Genomic DNA, 23,032 nt, shown 5'->3' on the forward strand with positions numbered 1-23,032 from the left:
ATTATCTGTTCAGCCACGGCTCCGGATTCAGTTTTTCCTTCTCTTTCCTCAATTGGAAATGTAGCACCGTACGACCATTGTCGGCCCCATCCGAGAAGATTTGTCCGAGGGTCTGTTTGGTGGTAACATCATCGCCCTGCTTCACCGAGGCCGATGACAAGTTGCAATAGACGGATATATAATTCCCGTGACGGACAAGGATATTGAACAGTCCGTTCAGTTTAAAGACAGCCGCCACTTTACCATTGAAGATGGCGCGGGCTTGGGCACCCGGTTTCCCTTGTATATCGATGCCTTTATTGTCCAGCTTGACATTGCGCAAACCTTCTACAGAATACTGGCCGTAATGGCTGGTAATGATATACGCTCCAGTGATGGGCATCGGCAACTTACCGCGATTATTAGCAAAATTCCCGGATAATTCACGGTCTGCCTTACTCATGGAGTAAGTATCCAAAGGCTGTGCCTTTGGCTTTGCGGACGTAGAGGCAGTCGCAGTTTTCTCACCAGCCTTTTTACGTGCGGCTGCCTCACGGCGCGCTTCTTCTGCCGCACGTTTACGCGCTTTCTCTATCTCTTCCGCTATCAGGCGGTCAATGCGTGCATTGAGCTGATTGGCTTCACGGCGTTTCTTATTCAGTTCGTTCTGCAATCCCCGCTGTTTCTTTTTCAGATTGGCCACCAACAACTTCTGTTCCTTCTCCTGCGCTTCCAGCTTGACTTTCTCCTCTTCACGTTCTTTCAGCAATCCTTCCTTGGCAGCCTTCACTTGCTGAAGCTCAGCCTTCTTACGGTTCAGCTGTTCCTGCTTTTTCAACACCTCCTCGCCTTGCAGGCGCTGATAAGTGGCATATTCGCGTACATAACGCATGCGTCGATAGGTCTGTGCCAGGCTCTTGGCAGAGAAAATGAACATCAGCTTCTCTTCAATGGAACGGTTCTTATACAAATATTGGACGGACGATTCATATTTCTTCTTCTTGTCCTTTAGGTCACGTTGCAAGCGAGTCAACTGACGTCCCAATGAAGACAACTCGCGCTCTATGGATTCCACATCATTATTGATAGTCAGAATATAACGTCTGCGTTCTTCTATCTGTCCGGTCAGTGCAGCAAGACCTTTCAACTGGCTTCCCACATCCTTCTTGGTGGTTATCAACAGCGTCTCCGACTCTACTATCTGTTTCTGCAAGGCACCACGCTTGCTTTCCAGTTCCTTAATCAGCTTGTTGGACTGGGCAAAGAGCGGAGAAACCGGCAAAAGGAGGAGAAAGAAGAAAAGGAGAAGCTTCATAAGTTATAAGGGATTATCCAACAACTATCAATTATCAACTAATCAAAGGTCCATCAGCATTTCCAGCAGTTCCTCCAGCTCCACCTCTTTATATTTCTGTGAGAGCTGGGTAGGGGCCAGTACAAAAGGCTTATCCGAGAAGTTGGAAAGTTCAATCTTTCCCTTTTCCAGAGAGGGTATCCCGAGTTCCTTGCCGGTAAGCACCTTCTTACCATTGGGTTTGGAAGCGGCATAAAGCAGTTTCTCCAAATGGGCAAAATCCGCCTTCTTGGGCAGCACATCCTTCAGTTCCTTACGTGTTGCACGGACATAACGTTTTCCCATACGGTCTACCAACAGAATCTCATCCGGGGTGACTTCCATACGTGCCACCTCCGTACGAAGTATCGGCATCAGAAAGGAAATCTGCATGCATTCTTCCTTCTTCAACTTCATCGTACCGTTCACAGTAAGGGTGGCATCTTTATGGGGTACCGTCAGCTGCACTTTGGAGGAAAGGCAGGCAGATTCTCCGGACAGAGAACTTGAGTGACGCGAAGTCTTGCAACCGGCAAGCCCCACAGCCAGCAACAACAGCAAGGACAATAGGCGGCACGTCCTTGCCATATCATTCAGCAGGTTTAGTTTCATCTGATATATATTTCTTTTTTTGTATTTTCTGTTTCAACGTATCAGAGCGATTGCCCTTATCCCAGGCTTGTTTCCAGTATTTCAAGGCACCTTCCGCATCGCCAGTCATGTAATAGATATCTCCGCAATGTTCCAAGACCACGTCACTGCTATCTTTATCATTCTTTATCGCCTCATCTATGTAGAGACGCGCCTCGGCATAATTACCTTTAACAAACAATATCCATGCATATGTATCGAGATAGGTGGAATTGTTCGGCTCGGCTTTCACTGTCTTGTAGCTCATCTCTTCCGCCTTGTCTAAGTCGCGACGCTCCACGGAAAGATAATATGCGTAGTTATTCAAGGCACCGATGTTTGAAGGATTGTACACCAAAGCGGAATCATAAGCCGCATAAGCTTCCGCATGCAGATTCTTGGTGTGATAAGCATCACCGATAATGGCATAAAAATCTGATACGACCTCCTTCTTGCTATCGTCCTTGACGTGTGACAAAGCCTTTTGACAGATGGCAAGAGCATCATCCGTCCGTTCCGCCTGGTTGTAGGCAATGGCCAGATAGAAATAGAACTCCAACATATCGGGATTGGACTCCACACCGGCTTCGCACAAATTCATTATTTCCTTGTAATCCTCCTGGCGCACGGCTTCCCCCAGCAATGTCATACGAGCCGCTGTGTTGGTAGGGTCTATCGCCAGAACCTGGCGCAGAACCGGTCCTGCCTCCTTGTTCATTCCTTTGGAAAGAAGATATTGGGCATACAGCAAAGGTAATTGTGCCTCATCGGACTCCTGCTCCATGATACGGTTGAAGAGCGTAATGACACGTGTGCTGTCCTTGCCTGCCTGCTCATTCTGCACGATGAACTGCCGCATCACATTCAGTTTGGTGTCCGAAGCCACTTTCTTGTTCAGTAACAGCGTGTCCAATTGCTGTTCATATAGTTCCTTCTGTCCGGTCTCTTCGTAGTAAGAAGCCAATGAGTACATGGCCATTGCATTGTCCGGCTCTTCGGCCAGCACCTTCTTGTAAATCTCATAAGCTTCCTGCTTTTTCCCGTTCTGCATATAGACATCCCCCAGTACCACCTGATAGCGCCTATCGTTGGGATACTCTTCTACCAGACTTTCTATTTCATGAAAGGCGCTCTTGTCGTCCTTCTTTTGCAGATAGATGCGGAACTTCTCCATACTGAGCTGTTCGTTCTTGCCCATCCGTTCCTCGAGCTTGTTCAGTATACCGATAACTTTGTCATACTCTTCCTGGCGGTTGTAAATCTCCAGCAAGTTGTATAGCGGGTCCAGCTTATCCGAGAAACGTACCGCCATATTTTCCAACAAGACAGCGGCTTTCTCCGTTTCGTTTTGCTGCATGTACAGATTGGCAAGTCCCTGGGCATACCAGTAATTGTCGGGAGCATTCTCCACCGCCTTTTCCAACGCGGCTTGTCCCAGCGGCACCTGCTTGAGGAACATATAATACTGGGCCATCTCATACAAAGCCGATGATGCGTTCGGGTTTATCGTCAGGCAATGTTGCAGGACATCAAAAGCTGCATCATAGTCTTTCTGGACTTTCAGACGGGCGGCCTCAAGAAAGAAGTAGTCGTAACGGCGCTGCTGTTCGGGGGTAAGCTCCTTTACGGGCGAAACATCGGCTTTCTTCGACTTCTTCCGTTTCTTCAATTCCTTCCGTGCCTTTTCAGGCCGACCGTACCCGCTCATTTTCTCCTTAGAAGCTTGAACATTGGCAGCCTGCACTCCATACGTAGTAAGGCAGAAGGCACCTATCAACAACGCAAGTATTATTTTTACTCTGATTCTCATCTATTTAATTATAAATTCTTAGCCCGTAAAAACGGAACAATATCCATTCATTTTTTACCCGTATGCCCGAAGCCACCGGCACCGCGCTCCGTCTCATCCAGCACTTCCACTTCCTGCCAAAGAGCTTGTTCGTGACGCGCTATCACCATTTGTGCAATCCTCTCCCCATCTTCGATGACGAAGGTTTCTGCAGAAAGGTTGACGAGAATAATACAAACTTCACCACGGTAATCGGCATCAATCGTTCCAGGGGAGTTCAGCACGGTAATCCCCTTCTTAATGGCCAATCCGCTACGCGGACGCACTTGCGCCTCAAATCCTTCCGGAAGAGCGATATAAAGGCCAGTAGGCACCAGACACCGCTGCATCGGAGCCAGCGAAATAGATTCATTAAGGTTTGCACGGATATCCATTCCTGCAGACAGCTCAGTGGCATAAGCCGGAAGCGGATGCTTTGATTTATTGATGATTTGTACGTTCAACATGATGTTATTTACGATTTGACGATTTACAATTAGGGCTACTTCTATTCTTACAATTCGAGTAATTCAAGTTTCGCAATTCATCTCCGTTTCACTATAAACTTGGGCGAAAATACGGCTTTTTATACAAAATAGTGATACATTTGCAGTTAAATAATAGTAACTTCAATCGTAAATAACATCATGATGAATTGGAATACGCTCATATCTGCCAAACGTTTCGGACTGGAAGAGTTTCATCAGGAACGCCATGAAAACCGCTCGGAATTCCAACGTGACTATGACCGCCTTGTCTTCTCCGCCCCCTTCCGCCGTCTGCAGAACAAAACCCAGGTATTCCCTCTTCCCGGTAGTGTATTCGTCCACAACCGATTGACGCACAGCCTGGAAGTATCATGTGTAGGTCGCTCACTAGGCAACGATGTATCGAAAGCTCTCATAGCCCGCCGTCCGGAACTGCAAGACAGCTACCTCACCGAAATAGGCTCCATCGTTTCCGCCGCCTGCCTGGCACACGACTTGGGAAATCCTCCTTTCGGACATTCGGGAGAACGAGCAATTTCCACCTTTTTTTCTGAAGGAAAAGGAATGTCCCTGAAGGGCCAACTGACACCTGCCCAATGGGAGGACCTTACTCACTTTGAAGGAAATGCAAATGCGTTCCGCCTGCTTACCCACCAGTTTGAGGGAAGGCGACAGGGAGGATTTGTACTCACCTACTCCACCTTGGCAAGCATCGTGAAATATCCCTTTTCATCGAGTCTTGCTGGCAAAAAGTCAAAATTCGGTTTCTTCATCACAGAGGAAGAAAGTTTCCGCCGCATAGCAGAAGAGTTGGGTATGGAGAAGCAGAACGATGCCCCGTTGAAATATGCCCGCCACCCGCTAGTCTATCTGGTGGAAGCCGCCGATGACATCTGCTACCAGATGATGGATATTGAGGATGCTCACAAACTGAAAATTCTGACTACACAAGAAACCAAAGAGTTGCTTCTTTCTTATTTCTCGAAAGAGCGCCAAGCACACCGGCTCAAAACGATGGAGATAGTAAGTGACACCAATGAGCAAATAGCCTATCTGCGTTCCAGCGTTATCGGGCTGCTTATCGGCGAATGCGTGCAAGCCTTTGTAGACAATGAAGAAAAGATTCTGAAAGGAGAATTTGAAGGAAGCCTCATCAACCATATATCCGAGGTACCAGCCAATGCCTACAAGCACTGTGCAGACATCTCCCTGAAGAGGATTTACCGCTCACGCGACGTACTGGACATTGAACTTGCCGGTTTCCGCATCATCAGTACCCTACTCGAACTGATGATTGACGCCGTGCGTTCTCCAGAAAAGGCATATTCGCAACTGCTCATCAATCGCGTATCGGGCCAGTACAACATAAAAGCGCCTGCACTCTATGAAAGAATACAGGCGGTACTGGATTACATCTCCGGAATGACAGATGTATTTGCACTCGATTTATACAGGAAAATAAACGGGAATAGCTTGCCAGCGGTATAACAGACGACAAGCATTCTTCCGGATAGTCCTATGATACAACCTTATTTGCTCCCGACGTAAGCTTGCATGCCTCCGGTGCGCTCGCTATGAATGACTCGATGTGGCGAATGCGCTTTTCTGCTAAAATCTCGTCCACGGCAATCAGGATACCCGTTTCCTCCACATCTCCGAAACCGTAATTGATGGCTGTACCGAACATACGCATGGTAGGGCTGAGACTCATATAGGCATTCACCAGAGGGGGAATATTATACCCCGCCTTACGGATTTCACAATTCAAAATCTTATAGTCTTCCTTAAAAGAGTCTTTACAGAAGAGAGCTGCCAATTCATTCTCGTCCGATTCCAGAAGTAACGGCTTCATCGGAGTAATCAGGTTGTCCTTATCCGCAAAGTGTTTCCGAAGAAAATAAAGAATCTTATCACGACTCTGACGATGATAGCTGGGATACATAGTCACCTTTCCGAAGAAATACTTCACATTGGGCATGACTACGGTCAGTGCGCCCAAACCATCCCACAGATTATCCAACGCAAACAGACCTTTACTGTCTGCACGCGTAGACTGATACTCCAACGTAACGAACGAACGTCCCAACTCAATGGTCGTAGGAAGATAGTCCTTCAAAAATTTATCCGAAAAGTTAAACATATGGGCAGTTGCCAGAATAGGGGCACCATGTTCGTCAAAACGCACATCCGTACCCAAGATATAACGGTATCCACCCAAAATTTCTTCAGCTTCCGGATTCCAGACAATCAACTGCTTGTACGGATTGTCCATGATGTCATATTCGTCAATATCCATAGACTTGCCCGTTCCTCCTCCCGCAGCGCGGAACGCAATCTCGCGCAAACGGCCGATCTCCTTCATGGTATTCGGAGAGTCTTGGGCAGTAATGATATATATCTGGTTATGACTTCTATTGGTCATACGCAGGCGCTTCTCCTCAGTCAACTCCGCTTTCAACAGCTCCTTGCTTATCGGTGCAATTACATCTTCCATATTTCTCTGTTAGTAGTTCTTCTTTTATATAAATACGGTCTCTCTACAATTTATATACAATATCCTTCACATATTGCGCCCATCCAGCCGGGCTTTTCGATTTATCGAAAGTTTGCCAGGGGATAGGCTTCCCTATGGTGATAGTAAATGTTTTATGGCGATTCTTCAGCATTTCATCTGCCAGGTAAAGCATGGCGATATTGAACTTGACACCCAACATCTTACAAAGATTGGCAAGATTATAAAAGAAATTGGAGTTCCGCCCTTCGAAGTGGATGGGAACTACATCACGGTGGGCTTCGACACTCTTCACGATAAAGGTCTTTTTCCAATCCAAGTCACGGATGACCCCATTCTGCCTACGTGAACAAAGACCTGCGGGAAACATGATGAGCTGATTGTCCGAAGCAAATCCCGCCTCCACCATTCTCGGGAAGTCTTTGGCCTGCTTTCCCGTCTTGTTGATGGGGATGCAGAGCGGTGCCAGTCCGTGCAGGTTCATCAGCAGGTCGTTGACCATATATTTCACCTTGCCGCCATAAAAGGAGCCCAAGACATAACCCAACGCCACTCCGTCCTGCCCACCCAGGGGATGGTTGGATACAAAAGTATAAAGCCCTTCTTTAGGCAGATTCTCCTCCCCCTTTACCACAATATTGGCATCAAGGAACTCCAGACAAGCTTTCAGAAAATCCACACCGACTTTATCTTTCGACTCCCGCAAAAAGACATTCAATTCCTCTTGATGAACGATATGCTTCAAATAAGAAACTACGAACTTGGGGATATACTTAGACTTCTTCGGAGCCTTTTCCCGAAGTATCTTGTCTATGTCAATCAAAAATAAAGAGTCGTCAGCCATTCTTCTTTTGATGAAATGAATGTGCAAAATTAACTCATCTTTTTAATTAATCGCAAAAAAAGGACAGAAAACTACACCCGAAATCTATCAAATAACACCTAAAAACTATCAATTGACAGTTTTCCCCCTAAAGTGTGTTTGAAATCCGTCTGCCTGAAAAAGAAAACTTCCGTAAACTTGCAATATCATGATTAACGAAAAAACATAGCACATATGAACAATATAACATTTAAAAAAGACCTGCTCGGAGTTCAAGACGATTTATTGCGTTTTGCATACAAACTTACTTCCGACCGTGAAGAAGCCAACGACCTCCTGCAGGAAACATCCCTGAAAGCTCTGGATAACGAAAAGAAGTATACTCCCGATACCAATTTCAAAGGATGGATATATACCATCATGCGTAATATCTTCATCAACAATTACCGCAAAGTGGTGCGTGACCAGACTTTTGCGGACACCACGGATAATCTCTATCACCTGAACCTGCCGCATGACACCGCTTTTGAGAGCACAGAAAGGGCATATGATTTGAAAGAGATGCACCGCATTGTCAACGCCCTGCCACGGGAGTACAAGATTCCCTTCTCCATGCATGTCTCCGGCTTCAAGTACCGCGAAATTGCAGAGAAGCTGGGGTTACCCTTAGGTACGGTAAAGAGCCGCATTTACTTCACCCGCCAAAGATTACAACAAGACTTGAAGGATTTTGTTTAAGAACCCAGCATATAAAACCAGTGATTTCCATAAATTAAGAAGAGTACAAATTTTAGTTGTATCAAAAGAGAGAAAGGTAGGCCGGGACAATCCCATGTCTACCTTTCATGGTCTCGCCTTTATATTTCTGCACGAACATATTCAAGCCGTTACACTTTGCGATAATATTATTTACAAAAATCAGGTAGTAACCTCTGGTTACATTCCACCTTTCCAGCTATCCGAAGCACTGAAAGCTAACCAAAACCACCTGAAAACTGCCAATTATTAGATTTCCCCCCAAAGAGAGTTTGATTTCCGTCTATCAAAAAAAGAATCATCCATAACTTTGCATCATCAATAAAACGAACAATAATTAAAAAAACATCCATTATGAATAATAGAACATTTACCCAAGACCTACTCGGAGTTCAAAACGACTTATTACGCTTTGCATATAAATTAACCTCCAACCGCGAAGAAGCCAACGATCTGCTTCAAGAGACATCATTAAAAGCTCTGGGCAATGAAGAGAAGTATACACCTGATACCAACTTTAAAGGATGGATATATACCATCATGCGTAATATTTTCATCAACAATTACCGTAAAGTGGTACGTGACCAGACGTTTGCAGATACCACAGACAATCTCTATCATCTGAATACACCGCATGACCTCACACTTGACAGCACAGAAAGTGCTTACGACCTGAAGGAAATGCACCGCATTGTCAATGCCCTGCCACGTGAGTACAAGATACCTTTCTCCATGCACATTTCCGGTTTCAAGTACCGTGAAATCGCAGAAAAGCTGAACCTCCCACTTGGAACAGTAAAGAGCCGTATCTTTTTTACCCGCCAGAAGCTGCAGCATGACTTGAAGGATTTCAGATAAGAGAATACGGCAAGCAAAGAATTGTTTATTTATTGGCCGGATAAAAAAGAAATATACCAGACAATCATAGAATACAAACCAAGATACCTAAAGAAAAACCGAGTGATTAATAAACAACATGAAGAAACAGACAACCATTACAGCCTGCACATTTGTAACAATGGCAATGGAAGCTCCTGCTGTTTTTGTCGTACAGCCGGCCATGAGCAAGCACGTCAAGTACGCAGGTATGGCACTACGTACAGCTGGTCAATGAAGACAAACTTGACTCGCTGAACAGCATACAGTAAAAAAAAGATTTATCCACCGGATTCTGTGGATGAATATAATAATCAACCACCCTAGGGGAATATTATCACTCCTCCCCATCATCTCCCGGCAAACGGTAACGTTCACAAAAAAAGATGGGAAATTAACAAAAAAGAGTTAAGAAGTTAATACTAAAACAAGGAAGAGTTAAGAAAGAGCTTTATCCCAAACTTTGGTTTTTCCAAACCAAGCCTTGAGATAGAAAAACCAAGGCTTGGTTTAGATATCCGCAAGGCTGGGAAAGAAGTTTCCCGCCCAAGACACCATTCCACCAACAAGCGACTTTCAAACCAAAGACCCGCCATCTCTAACTGAATCTTTTCAAAAGAGACTACACAAATTCCCCCACCAGCAAAGTGCTTCAAAAGTAGCTTCATTATCAAATGAATAAGCTATCAACAAGGTGTTGAAAACTTCTTCCTAAGATTTTAGTTAAAAGATTGTGGGGAATTGTGGGGAAATGTGTATTTTTACCGTCGCTTATTATAATAAGGTGAGAAATGATACAATTCTTAGGTAATATCGAGGCGAAGGCAGATGCAAAAGGAAGAGTTTTCATCCCGGCCACCTTCCGGAAACAGCTGCAGGCCGCTTCCGAAGAAAAGCTCGTGTTGCGCAAGGACGTATATCAGGATTGCCTGGTGCTCTACCCGGAAAGTGTATGGTTTGCCACCCAAAACCAACTTCGCTGCCGGCTGAATAAATGGAACGCCAAACAGCAAATGATTTTCCGCCAGTTCGTAAGTGACGCGGAAATCATGATCCCTGACGGGAACGGACGCATCCTGCTCCCAAAGCGTTACCTGCAAATGGCGGGTATACAAAGTGATGTCCGCTTCATTGGCGTGGACAACACAATAGAAATCTGGGCCAAGGAACGTGCCGAACAACCATTCATGAACCCTGACGAGTTCAGTGAGGCTCTTGAAGAGCTGCTGGGAGACGAAAATATTTGCTGTGACGAAAATAAGCTATAAACAACAGATGATGAAAGAAGAAACAACATATCATATCCCCGTATTGCTGATGCCGAGCGTAGATGCGATGAGCATCCGTCCGGACGGCACGTATGTAGACGTAACGTTTGGTGGAGGAGGACATTCGCGCGAGATACTGTCCCGCCTGGAAGACGGCGGCCGGCTGCTGAGCTTCGACCAGGACGAGGATGCGGAACGCAACATTGTGAACAACCCGCATTTTACATTCGTACGCAGCAACTTCCGCTACCTGCACAACTTCCTACGCTATCACGGCATCGAAAAAGTGGATGCCATACTTGCCGACCTCGGCGTATCTTCCCATCACTTTGATGACAGCGAACGGGGATTTTCCTTCCGCTTCGACGGAGCACTGGATATGCGTATGAACAAGCGTGCCGGCCTGACAGCTGCCGACATCGTGAATACCTACGAAGAAGAAAAGCTGGCCGATATTTTTTATCTGTACGGCGAGCTGAAGAACAGCCGGAAACTGGCATCTGTCATTGTTAAAGCACGGGCTACGCAGAGAATTGCCACCATCGGCGAATTTTTGGAAATCGTCAAGCCACTCTTCGGCCGCGAACGTGAGAAGAAAGAACTAGCAAAGGTATTCCAGGCATTGCGCATTGAGGTAAACCAGGAAATGGAGGCACTGAAAGAAATGCTGTATGCAGCAACAGAAGCGCTAAAGCCGGGAGGCCGTCTGGTGGTGATAACCTATCACTCCCTGGAAGACCGTATGGTGAAGAATATCATGAAAACCGGCAACGTGGAAGGCAAGGCCGAAAAAGATTTCTTCGGGAACGTATTGACCCCGTTCCGGCTGGTCAACAACAAAGTAATTGTACCGGACGAGGAAGAGATAGAGCGCAATCCGCGTTCGCGCAGCGCCAAGCTGAGAATTGCAGAAAGAGTAACGAATGATTAGTGACTAGCAATGGAAAAGAAACAAGAAGAAAAGAATACGGAGAAGGTGAAAAAACGCACCTCACTGAAAAACATCATAGGAGGCGACATTCTGGCCACAGACTTCTTCCGCCGTCAAGCCGGATTGTTGTTCCTTATCATGGTGCTTATCATTATTTACATCAACAACCGTTACGAATGCCAACTGCAACTGATAGAGATAGACAACCTTAAAAAAGAGTTGATAGACATCAAGTACGATGCCTTGACACGCAGTTCGGAATTAATGGAACGGAGCCGCCAATCGCGCATCGAGGAATACATCGCCACCAAAGAAAGCGATTTGCAGACTTCCACTAATCCACCGTACTTACTAAAATAATGGAGAATTGAGGATTAAAGTAATTTCAATAGCACATCGTAAATCGTTAAATCGTAAATAACATTGGCTGTAAATAAAAAAAACATAATGACCCGTTACTTCTTCGTCGTCCTACTCATGGGGCTGGTGGGGATAGCTATTGTTGTGAAAGGCGCCATGATTATGTTTGCCGAGCGACAGTACTGGCACGATGTAGCCGACCGCTTCGTAAAAGAGAATGTAACGGTGAAGCCCAACCGGGGAAATATCCTGTCCTCGGATGGTAAACTGATGGCAAGTTCGCTGCCGGAATATAAAATATATATGGACTTCATGTCCGGCGAAAGGGACGAGAAGCGCCGCAAAAAGGACCAGCAGCGCAAGGATTCTATCTGGAAAGCCAATTTCGATTCCATCTGTATCGGGCTTCATCAGATTTTTCCGGACATCAGTGCCGCCACCTTCAAAAGCCATCTGCGCAAGGGGCGGGAGATGAAGAGCCGGAACTACAACATTCTTCCCAACCGCAACCGGCGCATCTCTTACATTCAGTATAAGGAAGCCAAGCGGTTACCCGTATTCAAGATGAACAAATACCGAGGCGGTTTCCACGAACAGATATACAACCAGCGTAAAAAGCCGTTCGGTTCTTTGGCAGCCCAAACCCTGGGCCGTCTTTATGCCGATACAGCCATGGGAGCCCGCAACGGCATTGAGTTGGCCTTCGACACCCTGCTGAAAGGACGGAACGGTATTACCCACCGTCAGAAGGTGATGAACAAATACCTGAATATCGTAGACCTTCCCCCGGTAGACGGTTGCGACATCATATCCACCCTCGACGTAGGCATGCAGGACATCTGCGAAAAAGCCCTGGTGGACAAGTTGAAGGAAATCAATGCCAATGTCGGGGTAGCCGTACTGATGGAAGTGGCTACCGGAGAAGTGAAGGCCATTGTCAACATGATGAAAGCCGGAGACGGCAATTACTACGAAATGAACAGTAATGCCATCAGCGATATGTTGGAACCGGGCTCCACCTTCAAGACAGCCTCCATTATGGTGGCACTGGAAGACGGCAAGATAACCCCGGATACCGAGGTAGACACGGGCAACGGTATTATGAATATGTACGGCAGCAAGATGAGAGACCACAACTGGCACCGGGGAGGTTATGGAAAGATAGATGTGACACGTATTCTGGAAGTTTCTTCCAATGTGGGCGTCTCCTACCTCATCGACAAGCACTACAAGGATAATCCGCAGAAGTTCGTGGACGGTTTGAAGCGCATGAGCATCGACCAGCCGCTTCATCTGCAAATTCCTGGTGAAGGGAAACCCAACATCAAAGGGCCTAAAGAGCGTTATTTTGCCAAAACGACTTTGCCGTGGATGAGTATCGGCTACGAGACCCAGGTACCTCCTATGAACATACTGACCTTCTACAATGCCATAGCCAACAATGGGGTCATGGTACGCCCCAAGTTTGTGAAAGCAGCGGTAAAGGATGGTGAGGTAGTGAAAGAATATCCTACGGAAGTAATCAATCCCAAGATATGTTCCGACCATACCCTGACACAGATCCGCGAAATCCTTCGGAAAGTGGTATCGCAAGGTCTGGCAAAACCCGCCGGCAGCAAGCAGTTCTCCGTATCGGGCAAGACGGGTACGGCACAGATTTCTCAAGGAGCAGCCGGATATAAGTCGGGACGGGTGAACTACCTTGTAAGTTTCTGCGGATATTTCCCCTCGGAAGCACCTAAATACAGTTGCATCGTTTCCATTCAGAAGCCTGGGTTACCAGCTTCAGGCGGTCTGATGGCAGGTAGTGTCTTTGGGAAAATAGCGGAAAGAGTTTATGCCAAAGACCTGCGTTTTGACATACGCAGTGCCATAGACAGTACCACCAATGTGATTCCTCCCGTGAAAGCCGGAGAGATGAACGAGGCGCTCCTTGTATTGAACGATCTGAAAGTTCCCGTCCAGAAACAGTTCTCCGAACAAAAGAAAAAGGAGCAGTGGGGACATACACAAGCTGCCCCGTCGGCAGTCATCCTGCAAGACCAGGAACTGGCCTCGGGCACCGTGCCCAGCGTGGTCGGTATGGGAGCGAAAGATGCAGTCTACCTTTTAGAGAGCAAAGGACTGAAAGTAAGGCTAAACGGCGTAGGACGGGTGAGGAACCAGTCCATAGCAAGCGGCAGTCGGATAGTGAAAGGACAAACCATAGCCCTGACACTACGTTAACATGAGAATAAACAAGATTTGGATATACATTATATAATAAGGTATGAAATTAAGTGATTTGTTGGCAACAATACAGCCGGTCCGGATTGCCGGAAGTACAAACATGGAGATAACGGGAGTGAATATAGACTCCCGCCTGATAGAAACCGGACATCTGTTCATGGCCATGCGTGGTACGCAGACCGACGGGCATGCCTATATCCCAGCTGCTATCGACAAAGGGGCTGTCGCAGTATTGTGTGAAGAATTGCCGGAAGAGCTCAAGACCGGCACCACCTACATTCTGGTGAAAGACAGTGAAGATGCCGTAGGGAAAGTGGCCACCACTTTCTATGGTGACCCTACATCCAAGATGGAACTCATCGGCGTGACCGGAACCAACGGAAAAACAACCGTTGCTACCTTATTATATAATACTTTCCGCTACTTCGGCTACAAGGTCGGACTGGTTTCCACTGTATGTAATTACATCGACGACCAGCCCGTACCGACCGAACATACCACCCCGGACCCAATAACCTTGAACCGCCTACTTGGAGAGATGGCGGACTCCGGCTGCAAGTATGCCTTCATGGAAGTCAGTTCCCATTCCATTGCCCAGAAGCGCATCAGCGGTCTGAAGTTTGCCGGCGGTATTTTCACTAATCTGACCCGCGACCATCTGGATTATCATAAAACGGTGGAGAACTATCTCAAGGCCAAGAAAAAGTTCTTCGACGAACTGCCGAAAGGAGCTTTCAGCCTGACCAACCTGGATGACAAGAACGGACTCGTGATGACACAGAATACCCGTTCGAAAGTATACACCTACTCTTTGCGCAGTCTTAGCGACTTCAAAGGCAAAGTCTTGGAATCTCATTTCGAGGGAATGTTACTTGACTTCAACAACCACGAGCTGGCAGTACGTTTCATCGGAAAATTCAATGCCTACAACCTGCTGGCGGTATTCGGTACTGCCGTATTGCTGGGCAAGAAAGAAGAAGATGTACTGGTTGCCCTCAGTACGCTGCGTCCGGTAACCGGCCGCTTCGATGCCATCCGTTCACCGAAAGGCTACACTGCCATTGTGGACTATGCGCATACTCCAGACGCCCTGGTCAATGTATTGAACGCCATTCACGGAGTGCTGGAAGGAAAAGGAAAAGTGATTACCGTTGTAGGTGCCGGCGGCAACCGCGACAAAGGCAAGCGTCCCATCATGGCCAAAGAATCCGCCCGCTTGAGCGACCGGGTCATCATTACCTCCGATAACCCGCGCTTTGAAGAGCCGCAGGACATCATCAACGACATGCTGGCGGGGCTGGATAAAGACGACATGCAGAAAACCATCAGCATCACCGACCGCCGCGAAGCCATCAAGACAGCCTGCATGCTGGCACAGCCGGGAGACGTGATTCTCGTTGCAGGCAAAGGGCATGAGAATTATCAGGAGATTAAAGGCGTGAAACACCATTTTGACGACAAAGAGATATTAAATGAAATAATTAAATAATTAACATTATGTTATACTACTTATTTCAATGGTTAGACAAATATGACTTCCCCGGTGCGGGCATGTTCGGCTATACATCCTTCCGTTCGTTGATGGCAATCATTCTGGCATTGCTCATTTCGAGCATCTGGGGAGACAAGTTCATCAATCTACTGAAGCGCAAGCAAATTACCGAAACGCAACGTGATGCCAGTATCGATCCATTCGGTGTGAACAAAGTGGGAGTACCCAGCATGGGCGGTGTCATCATTATTTTTGCCACACTCATTCCTTGCTTGCTACTGGGCAAGTTAGACAATATTTATATGATATTGATGCTGATTACCACAATCTGGTTAGGGTCGCTAGGATTTGCCGACGACTACATCAAGATATTCAAAAAGGACAAGGAAGGCCTGCACGGTAAGTTCAAAATCATCGGTCAAGTAGGTTTAGGACTTATCGTCGGATTGACTCTCTACCTCAGCCCGCAGGTGGTTATCCGCGAGAACATAGAAATAGAGAAGCCAGGGGGACAAATAGAAGTAGTACATGCAGCCAAGGAAATCAAGGCAACGCAGACCACCATCCCGTTCTTCAAAAGCAACAACTTCGACTATTCCGACTTAGTAAGCTTTATGGGTGAACATGCCCAAACAGCAGGTTGGATATTGTTCGTGATTATCACTATTTTCGTAGTTACCGCCGTCAGCAACGGAGCCAACCTGAATGACGGAATGGACGGAATGGCGGCAGGGAACTCCGCCATTATCGGACTGACCTTGGGAATACTCGCCTACGTGTCGAGCCACATTGAATATGCCGGCTACCTGAATATCATGTACATTCCCGGCTCGGAAGAACTGGTAATCTTTATCTGTGCCTTCATCGGTGCACTTATCGGCTTCTTATGGTACAATGCCTATCCGGCCCAAGTATTCATGGGCGATACGGGCAGTCTGACCATTGGAGGAATCATCGCAGTATACGCCATCATTATTCACAAGGAACTGCTGATACCCATCCTTTGCGGTATCTTCCTGGTGGAGAACCTCTCGGTCATCCTGCAACGCCTCTACTACAAGACAGGCAAGCGGAAAGGCGTGAAACAACGTCTCTTCAAAAGAACGCCGATACACGACCACTTCCGCACTTCCATGAGCCTGATAGAACCGGGATGCAGCGTGGTATTCACCAAACCGGACAAGCTGTTCCACGAATCCAAAATCACCATCCGCTTCTGGATTGTGACGATTGTACTGGCAGCGATAACAATTATAACATTAAAGATTAGATAATGTGGGATGCATTAGCATAGTTTCCACATTGACATATTAGTATATAAATATTATGAGTAGAATTGTAGTATTAGGAGCTGGCGAAAGCGGCGCAGGCGCTGCTGTACTGGCCAAAGTGAAAGGTTTCGACACGTTCGTCTCCGACATGTCTGCTATTAAAGACAAATACAAGGAACTGCTGGATAAATACGGCATTGCCTGGGAAGAGGGACACCACACAGAAGAGCTGATTCTGAATGCTGACGAAGTGGTGAAAAGCCCCGGTATCCCCAACGACGCTCCGCTCATTGTGAAATTAAAGGAAAAAGGTACGCCCATCATCTCTGAGATAGAGTTTGCGGGACGGTACACTGACGCAAAGATGGTCTGTATCACCGGCTCAAATGGAAAGACTACAACCACCTCGCTCATTTATCACATCTTCAAGAGTGCAGGACTGAACGTCGGCCTCGCCGGCAACATCGGCAACAGCCTGGCCTTGCAGGTAGCCACGGAGCAGCATGATTACTACGTCATTGAGCTGAGTTCCTTCCAACTGGACAATATGTATAACTTCCGTGCCAACATTGCCGTACTGATGAACATCACTCCGGACCACTTGGACCGTTACGACCACTGTATGCAGAAATATGTGGACGCCAAATTCCGCATCACCCAAAACCAGACACCGGAAGACGCTTTTATCTTCTGGAACGACGACCCCATCATCAAGCGCGAACTGGACAAGCATGGCCTGCGCGCCCATCTTTACCCGTTCGCTGCCGTAAAGGAAGACGGAGCCATCGCATACGTGGAAGACGGTGAAGTGGAAATCAACGAACCGATAGCCTTCAATATGGAGCAAGAGGAGCTGGCGCTGCACGGCACACACAACTTATACAATTCATTAGCCGCTGGTATCTCGGCCAACTTGGCCGGTATCCGAAAAGAATATATCCGCAAGGCTTTGTCCGACTTCAAGGGAGTGGAGCACCGATTGGAGAAAGTAGCCACCGTACGCGGCGTAAGCTTCATCAATGATTCCAAGGCAACGAACGTAAACTCCTGCTGGTATGCCCTGCAAAGCATGACCGGCAAAACCGTACTTATCCTCGGCGGTAAGGACAAAGGAAATGATTATACGGAAATCGAAGACCTTGTACGCGAAAAGTGCTCTGCCCTGGTATATTTGGGATTACACAACGAAAAGCTGCACGACTTCTTCGACCGCTTAGGATTGCCCGTAGCTGATGTTCAGACCGGCATGAAGAATGCCGTAGAAGCAGCCTTCAAACTGGCAAAGAAAGGTGAAACCGTGTTGCTCAGCCCTTGCTGTGCCTCCTTCGACCTCTTCAAGAGTTATGAAGACCGCGGCGAACAGTTCAAAGCATGTGTCAGAGCACTATAAAAGACAAGTGCCGCATGAGACTGTCAACTTGTAATTCTTTAATTATTAATTTTTAATTTGCGAAGCATTGGATTTATTAAAGAGCATATTCAAAGGCGACAAAGTGATTTGGATTATTTTCCTTTTCCTTTGCCTCATCTCCATCACAGAGGTATTCAGTGCTGCCAGTACGCTGACCTACAAGAGTGGCGACCACTGGGGACCGATTACGCAGCACAGCATTCTCCTGATGGTAGGTGCCGTCATTGTAGTACTGGTACACAACATCCCCTATAAATGGTTCCAGGTGTTCCCGGTATTCTTGCTTCCGATATCCATCGGACTGCTGGCTTTTGTGATGCTGATGGGATTCATTACCGGTGACCGCGTAAACGGCGCAGCCCGCTGGATGACCTTCATGGGCATTCAGTTCCAGCCGTCGGAAATAGCGAAGATGGCCGTCGTCATCGTTACAGCCTTTATCCTCTCGAAAGGGCAGGACGAAGACGGTGCAAGTCCGAAAGCCTTTAAGCGCATCATGATTATTACCTGCATAGTCTGTGGCCTTATCCTGCCGGAAAACTACTCAACGGGAATGTTGCTCTTCGGAACGGTCTACCTAATGATGTTCATCGGGCGGGTATCTGCCAGGAACCTACTGATACTGGGAGGAGGGATTGTGGCATTCGTTACAGTCTTTGTTGCCTTCCTGCTGGCCACGCCAGACAAGACATTGGAAAATATACCGATGGGACACCGTTTTACCACTGTAAAATCCCGTATTGCAGACTTTACCAACAAGGAAGAAGTTCCTGCTGCCAAATTCGACATCGACGGCGACGGGCAAGTGGCACATGCCCGTATTGCCGTAGCTACGAGTAACGTTGTAGGCAAGGGCCCGGGAAACTCCGTACAACGTGACTTTCTGAGCCAGGCATTCTCCGATTTTATCTATGCCATCATCATTGAGGAACTGGGACTGGTAGGCGGGATAGTCGTTGTGTTCCTTTATGTCTGCCTATTGGTGCGAGTGGGCCGTATCGCCAAAAAATGCGACCGCACCTTCCCCGCTTTCCTCATTACCGGAATAGCCTTGCTACTCGTCACGCAGGCGTTGTTCAACATGATGGTTGCCGTAGGTCTGGCACCCGTCACGGGACAACCGCTTCCGCTCATCAGCAAGGGTGGTACATCCACTTTCATCAACTGTGCCTACATCGGCATGATACTGAGCGTCAGCCGCTATACAGCCAAACTGGAGGAACAACGGATGCATGATGCACAAGTGACTATGCTGGTGGATACCGGAAATGCAGAAAACCTGAAACAACCGATCGACAGCGAGGCACAAACAGCCGCCGAACCGACAGCAAAGGTACTGAACAGTGATGCGGAGTTTGAATAACAGCCTCTCCCCCACCCCCTCCCCTATAGGGAGGGGAGAAAAGAGTGATTGAGTAATGGCGAGTATGCCAATAATACAAAAATAAAGAAGAACAAGAATATGAGTAAAGAGGCAAACAACTATACAAGTCAAAGTAACTCTACCCCTCTCTCTACGGGGAAGGGAGTGAGGCTTATCATCAGCGGCGGTGGTACCGGAGGACATATCTTTCCGGCTATCTCCATTGCCAACGCCATAAAAGAGTTGTGTCCCGACGCAGAGATTCTCTTCGTAGGTGCCGAAGGAAGAATGGAGATGCAGCGTGTTCCCGATGCTGGTTACCGGATTATAGGTTTACCCGTTGCCGGATTTGACCGTAAACATCTGTGGAAGAACGTCTCCGTATTGCTGAAACTGATACGGAGCCAGTGGAAAGCACGGAGCATCATCAAGGAGTTCCGCCCGCAAGTAGCTGTCGGTGTAGGTGGCTATGCCAGTGGTCCTACGCTGAAAATGGCGGGAATGATGGGTATTCCCACACTGATACAAGAACAGAATTCCTACGCCGGTGTCACTAACAAGCTGCTGGCACAGAAGGCATGCAAGATTTGTGTGGCTTACGAAGGTATGGAAAAATTCTTCCCGGCAGAAAAGATAATCATGACCGGTAATCCGGTGCGCCAGAATCTGCTCCACCACTCCATCTGCCGCGAAGATGCCGTGAAATACTTCGGACTGAACCCGGAGAAGAAAACAATACTGATATTGGGCGGCAGTCTCGGAGCCCGCACCATCAATCAGACATTGAGTGCCGGACTGGATGTCATTCGCGCCAATCCCGAAGTGCAATTCATCTGGCAAACGGGGAAGATATACATTGACCAAGTCAGAGAAGCTATTACAAATACAACGGGAGAAGCCGTACGCAACCCGCGCATTAGTGCCATCCCCAATCTGTACGTGACGGACTTCATTAAGGATATGGCAAATGCATACGCGGCTGCCGACCTGGTGATTTCACGTGCAGGAGCCGGTTCCATCTCCGAGTTCTGCCTGCTGCACAAGCCAGTCATCCTGGTTCCCTCACCCAATGTGGCAGAGGACCACCAAACCAAGAATGCGCTGGCGCTGGTGGATAAGGGTGCAGCTATCTATGTGAAGGATGTGGAAGCGAAAGAGAAGCTGCTACCGGTGGCGTTGGAGACAATCGCCAACTCCGAGAAGCTGCAAGACTTAAGCAAGAATATCTCCAAGCTGGCGTTGCCGGACTCGGCAACAATTATTGCGAAGGAGGTATTGAAGTTAATTAAGAAATAAATTAGGAGAGCATCTTAATGAAAGATATGAATATAGAAACAATTAAATCCGTTTACTTCATTGGTGCCGGCGGTATCGGCATGAGTGCGCTGATACGTTATTTCCTCTCTAAAGGAAAGAAAGTAGCGGGCTACGACCGTACGTCGAGCGAACTGACAGAACGCCTGATTACGGAAGGAGTACAGATACACTACGAAGAGAATATCAACCTTATTCCGGAGGTGTGCAAAGACAAGGCAAGCACGCTCGTGGTCTATACCCCCGCCGTGCCGCAAGAGCATGCAGAACTGACCTATTTCCGTGAAAACGGTTTCGACATATATAAGCGCTCCCAAGTATTGGGCATCATCACCCGCAGCAGCAAAGGTTTGTGCGTGGCAGGTACGCATGGCAAGACTACCACCAGCACCATGGCTGCCCACCTGCTGCACCAGTCACACGTGGGCTGCACCGCCTTCCTCGGAGGTATTTCGAAGAACTACGGTACGAATCTGCTGCTTTCCGCCACCAGTCCTTATACCGTTATCGAAGCAGATGAGTTCGACCGTTCCTTCCACTGGCTGTCACCCTGGATGAGTGTCATTACTGCCACCGACCCCGACCACCTGGATATATACGGCACCAAAGAAGCCTATCTCGAAAGCTTCCGCCACTACACCGCGCTTATACAACCAGGCGGCGCCCTGATTCTGCACAAAGGACTGGAGATGCAGCCCGACGTACAGCCAGGGGTAGCCACCTATACCTACTCGCGCCATGAAGGTGACTTCCATGCCGAGAACATCCGTATCGGAAACGGTGAAATTTTCATCGATTTCGTAGCACCGGACACCCGCATCAATGATATCCAGCTAGGTGTTCCCGTCAGCATCAACATCGAGAACGGCGTTGCCGCCATGGCACTCGCCCATCTCAGCGGTGCCACCGACGAGGAAATCAAGCAAGGCATGGCAAGCTTCCGCGGAGTGGACCGCCGTTTCGACTTCAAGCTGAAGAATGACCGAATTGTATTCCTCAGCGATTACGCCCACCATCCGGCGGAAATAGCCCAAAGTCTGAAGTCCGTCCGTGAACTGTACCAAGACAAGAAGGTAACCGTCATCTTCCAGCCTCACTTGTACACCCGTACCCGCGACTTCTACCAGGATTTTGCAAACAGCCTTTCCCTATCCGATGAGGTGATTCTGACAGAGATATACCCTGCCCGCGAGCAACCAATTCCCGGCGTGACGAGTCAGCTGATTTATGACAACCTCCGCCCCGGCATCGAGAAATGTATCTGTAGGAAAGAAGACGTCCTCAGCCTCCTCGCCCAGAAGCATACCGAAGTAGTGGTAGTGCTGGGAGCCGGCGACCTGGACAACTATGCTCCCCAAATCACCCAACTATTATCAGAGAAGTATCATGGTTAAAAGGATTCTACTTTCTATCGTCCTGTTGCTTGTCATTGTCTATCTGGTGGTGGCTGTCACTGCCCTCAACCGCAAACCGGCCACCCAGGTGTGCCATGACGTGGAGCTGGTGATAAAAGACACGGTATATGCCGGCTTCATCACGAAGAAGGAAGTAGCTACCCTGCTGGAGAAGAAAGGCATCAGCCCCATTGGGAAAGACCTGAAACGCGTGCGCACCAAGACCTTGGAGCGCGAACTTGCCAAGCATCCCCTCATCGACCAGGTGGAGTGCTACAAGACCCCGAGCGGCAAGCTCTGCATCGAAGTGACCCAGCGAATCCCCATCCTGCGCGTGATGAGCGCCAATGGCGAAAACTACTATCTGGACAACAAGGGTACTGTAATGCCCCCCGATGCAAAATGCGTTGCACACCTTGCCGTAGTGACCGGAAATGTAGAAAAGTCGTTTGCCATGAGGGATTTATATAAGTTTGGTGTATTTTTGCAGAAGAATTCTTTTTGGAATGCACAGATTGAACAGATTCATGTACTGCCTGGCAAAAATATAGAATTAGTGCCACGTGTCGGCGACCATCTCATCTATTTGGGTAAGATGGCCGGTTTTGAAAAGAAACTGAAACGTGTAAAAGCATTCTACGAAAGAGGTTTGAACCAGGTGGGCTGGAACAAATACTCCCGCATTAACGTTGAATTCGATAATCAGATTATCTGCACGAAGAGGGAGTAAAGAGATTTATCCCTTATCAAAGCGCAGTAAATTGTAAATTGTAA

Annotated in this window: 22 protein-coding genes; 15 read left to right on the forward strand and 7 right to left on the reverse strand. The window is 47.8% G+C overall.

Going from position 1 to position 23,032, the window contains the following annotated elements; all coding sequences use genetic code 11:
• Window position 1 precedes the first annotated feature (1 nt).
• Genes H1A11_RS14200 through dut form a run of 4 tightly spaced genes read right to left on the reverse strand, consistent with a single transcriptional unit; the run spans window position 2 to window position 4,234 of the window.
• The gene (locus H1A11_RS14200) at window positions 2–1,294 is read right to left on the reverse strand and encodes a murein hydrolase activator EnvC (RefSeq protein ID WP_117964718.1); all 1,293 of its coding nucleotides are present in this window, start codon (window positions 1,292–1,294) and stop codon (window positions 2–4) included.
• A 42-nt stretch (window positions 1,295–1,336) separates the two neighbouring features.
• Window positions 1,337–1,924 carry a DUF4292 domain-containing protein gene (locus H1A11_RS14205; protein ID WP_117703846.1) on the reverse strand — a complete coding sequence of 196 codons (588 nt, stop codon included), beginning with the start codon at window positions 1,922–1,924 and terminating at the stop codon, window positions 1,337–1,339.
• Entirely contained in the window at window positions 1,902–3,752 is a 1,851-nt protein-coding gene (locus H1A11_RS14210) for a tetratricopeptide repeat protein (RefSeq protein WP_181757364.1), read from the reverse strand. The genes H1A11_RS14205 and H1A11_RS14210 overlap by 23 nt, the downstream gene beginning before the upstream one ends.
• 47 nt (window positions 3,753–3,799) lie before the next feature.
• Window positions 3,800–4,234 (reverse strand): dUTP diphosphatase, encoded by a 435-nt coding sequence (dut, locus tag H1A11_RS14215; RefSeq protein ID WP_117703874.1) that lies wholly within the window; start codon window positions 4,232–4,234, stop codon window positions 3,800–3,802.
• 183 nt (window positions 4,235–4,417) lie between these two features.
• On the opposite strand from dut, the gene H1A11_RS14220 reads away from it, so the two are divergent.
• A complete protein-coding gene (locus tag H1A11_RS14220; protein ID WP_119961400.1) occupies window positions 4,418–5,746 on the forward strand; it encodes a deoxyguanosinetriphosphate triphosphohydrolase in 1,329 nt (442 codons plus the stop codon).
• Window positions 5,747–5,774: 28 nt separating this feature from the next.
• Here the strand turns inward: H1A11_RS14220 and H1A11_RS14225 are convergent, their stop codons facing one another.
• Both H1A11_RS14225 and H1A11_RS14230 read right to left on the reverse strand, forming a co-directional pair.
• Window positions 5,775–6,752: a GNAT family N-acetyltransferase gene (locus H1A11_RS14225; protein ID WP_117964712.1), complete on the reverse strand. Its 978-nt coding sequence runs from the start codon at window positions 6,750–6,752 to the stop codon at window positions 5,775–5,777.
• Window positions 6,753–6,795: 43 nt separating this feature from the next.
• Window positions 6,796–7,614 carry a 1-acyl-sn-glycerol-3-phosphate acyltransferase gene (locus H1A11_RS14230; RefSeq protein WP_117964710.1) on the reverse strand — a complete coding sequence of 273 codons (819 nt, stop codon included), beginning with the start codon at window positions 7,612–7,614 and terminating at the stop codon, window positions 6,796–6,798.
• A 213-nt stretch (window positions 7,615–7,827) separates the two neighbouring features.
• Here H1A11_RS14230 and H1A11_RS14235 point away from each other — a divergent pair, with 213 nt between their 5' ends.
• The 3 genes from H1A11_RS14235 (at window position 7,828) to H1A11_RS14245 (ending at window position 9,463) form a co-directional block, all read left to right on the forward strand.
• On the forward strand, window positions 7,828–8,331 hold the full coding sequence (locus H1A11_RS14235; protein WP_117964708.1) for an RNA polymerase sigma factor: 504 nt from the start codon (window positions 7,828–7,830) through the stop codon (window positions 8,329–8,331).
• Window positions 8,332–8,703: 372 nt separating this feature from the next.
• The gene (locus H1A11_RS14240) at window positions 8,704–9,207 is read left to right on the forward strand and encodes an RNA polymerase sigma factor (protein ID WP_117964706.1); all 504 of its coding nucleotides are present in this window, start codon (window positions 8,704–8,706) and stop codon (window positions 9,205–9,207) included.
• Between the two features lie 118 nt (window positions 9,208–9,325).
• Window positions 9,326–9,463, forward strand: a complete 138-nt coding sequence (locus H1A11_RS14245; protein WP_158562784.1) for a hypothetical protein — start codon at window positions 9,326–9,328, stop codon at window positions 9,461–9,463.
• A gap of 184 nt (window positions 9,464–9,647) precedes the next feature.
• On the opposite strand, the gene H1A11_RS14250 is transcribed toward H1A11_RS14245, so the two are convergent.
• Window positions 9,648–9,893 carry a hypothetical protein gene (locus H1A11_RS14250; protein WP_227204056.1) on the reverse strand — a complete coding sequence of 82 codons (246 nt, stop codon included), beginning with the start codon at window positions 9,891–9,893 and terminating at the stop codon, window positions 9,648–9,650.
• Window positions 9,894–10,016: 123 nt separating this feature from the next.
• Between H1A11_RS14250 and mraZ the strand changes: the two genes are divergently transcribed.
• The 11 genes from mraZ (at window position 10,017) to H1A11_RS14305 (ending at window position 22,988) form a co-directional block, all read left to right on the forward strand.
• Window positions 10,017–10,493 (forward strand): division/cell wall cluster transcriptional repressor MraZ, encoded by a 477-nt coding sequence (gene mraZ, locus H1A11_RS14255; protein ID WP_117964704.1) that lies wholly within the window; start codon window positions 10,017–10,019, stop codon window positions 10,491–10,493.
• 10 nt (window positions 10,494–10,503) lie between these two features.
• Window positions 10,504–11,424, forward strand: coding sequence for a 16S rRNA (cytosine(1402)-N(4))-methyltransferase RsmH (gene rsmH, locus H1A11_RS14260; RefSeq protein WP_117600286.1), 921 nt, complete (start codon window positions 10,504–10,506; stop codon window positions 11,422–11,424).
• 9 nt (window positions 11,425–11,433) lie between these two features.
• Complete coding sequence (locus H1A11_RS14265; RefSeq protein WP_005830386.1) at window positions 11,434–11,784, forward strand: FtsL-like putative cell division protein; 351 nt, start codon at window positions 11,434–11,436, stop codon at window positions 11,782–11,784.
• 87 nt (window positions 11,785–11,871) lie between these two features.
• The gene (locus H1A11_RS14270) at window positions 11,872–14,010 is read left to right on the forward strand and encodes a penicillin-binding protein (RefSeq protein WP_117600207.1); all 2,139 of its coding nucleotides are present in this window, start codon (window positions 11,872–11,874) and stop codon (window positions 14,008–14,010) included.
• Window positions 14,011–14,053: 43 nt separating this feature from the next.
• Window positions 14,054–15,502 (forward strand): UDP-N-acetylmuramoyl-L-alanyl-D-glutamate--2,6-diaminopimelate ligase, encoded by a 1,449-nt coding sequence (locus H1A11_RS14275; protein WP_117600206.1) that lies wholly within the window; start codon window positions 14,054–14,056, stop codon window positions 15,500–15,502.
• A gap of 8 nt (window positions 15,503–15,510) precedes the next feature.
• Window positions 15,511–16,779: a phospho-N-acetylmuramoyl-pentapeptide-transferase gene (mraY, locus tag H1A11_RS14280; protein WP_117600205.1), complete on the forward strand. Its 1,269-nt coding sequence runs from the start codon at window positions 15,511–15,513 to the stop codon at window positions 16,777–16,779.
• Window positions 16,780–16,831: 52 nt separating this feature from the next.
• Window positions 16,832–18,166: a UDP-N-acetylmuramoyl-L-alanine--D-glutamate ligase gene (gene murD / locus H1A11_RS14285; protein WP_117600204.1), complete on the forward strand. Its 1,335-nt coding sequence runs from the start codon at window positions 16,832–16,834 to the stop codon at window positions 18,164–18,166.
• Window positions 18,167–18,233: 67 nt separating this feature from the next.
• Window positions 18,234–19,550, forward strand: a complete 1,317-nt coding sequence (locus H1A11_RS14290) for an FtsW/RodA/SpoVE family cell cycle protein (protein WP_117600203.1) — start codon at window positions 18,234–18,236, stop codon at window positions 19,548–19,550.
• Window positions 19,551–19,649: 99 nt separating this feature from the next.
• Entirely contained in the window at window positions 19,650–20,846 is a 1,197-nt protein-coding gene (murG, locus tag H1A11_RS14295; RefSeq protein ID WP_117600285.1) for an undecaprenyldiphospho-muramoylpentapeptide beta-N-acetylglucosaminyltransferase, read from the forward strand.
• A 26-nt stretch (window positions 20,847–20,872) separates the two neighbouring features.
• Window positions 20,873–22,258: a UDP-N-acetylmuramate--L-alanine ligase gene (gene murC, locus H1A11_RS14300; RefSeq protein ID WP_138344664.1), complete on the forward strand. Its 1,386-nt coding sequence runs from the start codon at window positions 20,873–20,875 to the stop codon at window positions 22,256–22,258.
• Entirely contained in the window at window positions 22,251–22,988 is a 738-nt protein-coding gene (locus H1A11_RS14305; protein WP_138344665.1) for a cell division protein FtsQ/DivIB, read from the forward strand. Before murC ends, H1A11_RS14305 begins: the two co-directional genes overlap by 8 nt.
• The last annotated feature ends 44 nt before the right edge of the window (window positions 22,989–23,032 follow it).

This window comes from Bacteroides sp. CACC 737, from assembly GCF_013874375.1.
Taxonomy (GTDB): domain Bacteria; phylum Bacteroidota; class Bacteroidia; order Bacteroidales; family Bacteroidaceae; genus Bacteroides; species Bacteroides uniformis.

Coding starts and splice junctions, on each gene's coding strand:
- mraZ (WP_117964704.1), top strand. CDS start 10,017: ATGATACAATTCTTAGGTAATATCGAGGCGAAGGCAGATGCAAAAGGA.
- H1A11_RS14205 (WP_117703846.1), bottom strand. CDS start 1,924: ATGAAACTAAACCTGCTGAATGATATGGCAAGGACGTGCCGCCTATTG.
- H1A11_RS14220 (WP_119961400.1), top strand. CDS start 4,418: ATGATGAATTGGAATACGCTCATATCTGCCAAACGTTTCGGACTGGAA.
- H1A11_RS14250 (WP_227204056.1), bottom strand. CDS start 9,893: ATGAAGCTACTTTTGAAGCACTTTGCTGGTGGGGGAATTTGTGTAGTC.
- murC (WP_138344664.1), top strand. CDS start 20,873: ATGAATATAGAAACAATTAAATCCGTTTACTTCATTGGTGCCGGCGGT.
- H1A11_RS14240 (WP_117964706.1), top strand. CDS start 8,704: ATGAATAATAGAACATTTACCCAAGACCTACTCGGAGTTCAAAACGAC.
- rsmH (WP_117600286.1), top strand. CDS start 10,504: ATGAAAGAAGAAACAACATATCATATCCCCGTATTGCTGATGCCGAGC.
- H1A11_RS14265 (WP_005830386.1), top strand. CDS start 11,434: ATGGAAAAGAAACAAGAAGAAAAGAATACGGAGAAGGTGAAAAAACGC.
- mraY (WP_117600205.1), top strand. CDS start 15,511: ATGTTATACTACTTATTTCAATGGTTAGACAAATATGACTTCCCCGGT.
- H1A11_RS14200 (WP_117964718.1), bottom strand. CDS start 1,294: ATGAAGCTTCTCCTTTTCTTCTTTCTCCTCCTTTTGCCGGTTTCTCCG.
- H1A11_RS14270 (WP_117600207.1), top strand. CDS start 11,872: ATGACCCGTTACTTCTTCGTCGTCCTACTCATGGGGCTGGTGGGGATA.
- H1A11_RS14275 (WP_117600206.1), top strand. CDS start 14,054: ATGAAATTAAGTGATTTGTTGGCAACAATACAGCCGGTCCGGATTGCC.
- murG (WP_117600285.1), top strand. CDS start 19,650: ATGAGTAAAGAGGCAAACAACTATACAAGTCAAAGTAACTCTACCCCT.
- H1A11_RS14245 (WP_158562784.1), top strand. CDS start 9,326: ATGAAGAAACAGACAACCATTACAGCCTGCACATTTGTAACAATGGCA.
- H1A11_RS14230 (WP_117964710.1), bottom strand. CDS start 7,614: ATGGCTGACGACTCTTTATTTTTGATTGACATAGACAAGATACTTCGG.
- H1A11_RS14235 (WP_117964708.1), top strand. CDS start 7,828: ATGAACAATATAACATTTAAAAAAGACCTGCTCGGAGTTCAAGACGAT.
- H1A11_RS14210 (WP_181757364.1), bottom strand. CDS start 3,752: ATGAGAATCAGAGTAAAAATAATACTTGCGTTGTTGATAGGTGCCTTC.
- murD (WP_117600204.1), top strand. CDS start 16,832: ATGAGTAGAATTGTAGTATTAGGAGCTGGCGAAAGCGGCGCAGGCGCT.
- H1A11_RS14225 (WP_117964712.1), bottom strand. CDS start 6,752: ATGGAAGATGTAATTGCACCGATAAGCAAGGAGCTGTTGAAAGCGGAG.
- H1A11_RS14305 (WP_138344665.1), top strand. CDS start 22,251: ATGGTTAAAAGGATTCTACTTTCTATCGTCCTGTTGCTTGTCATTGTC.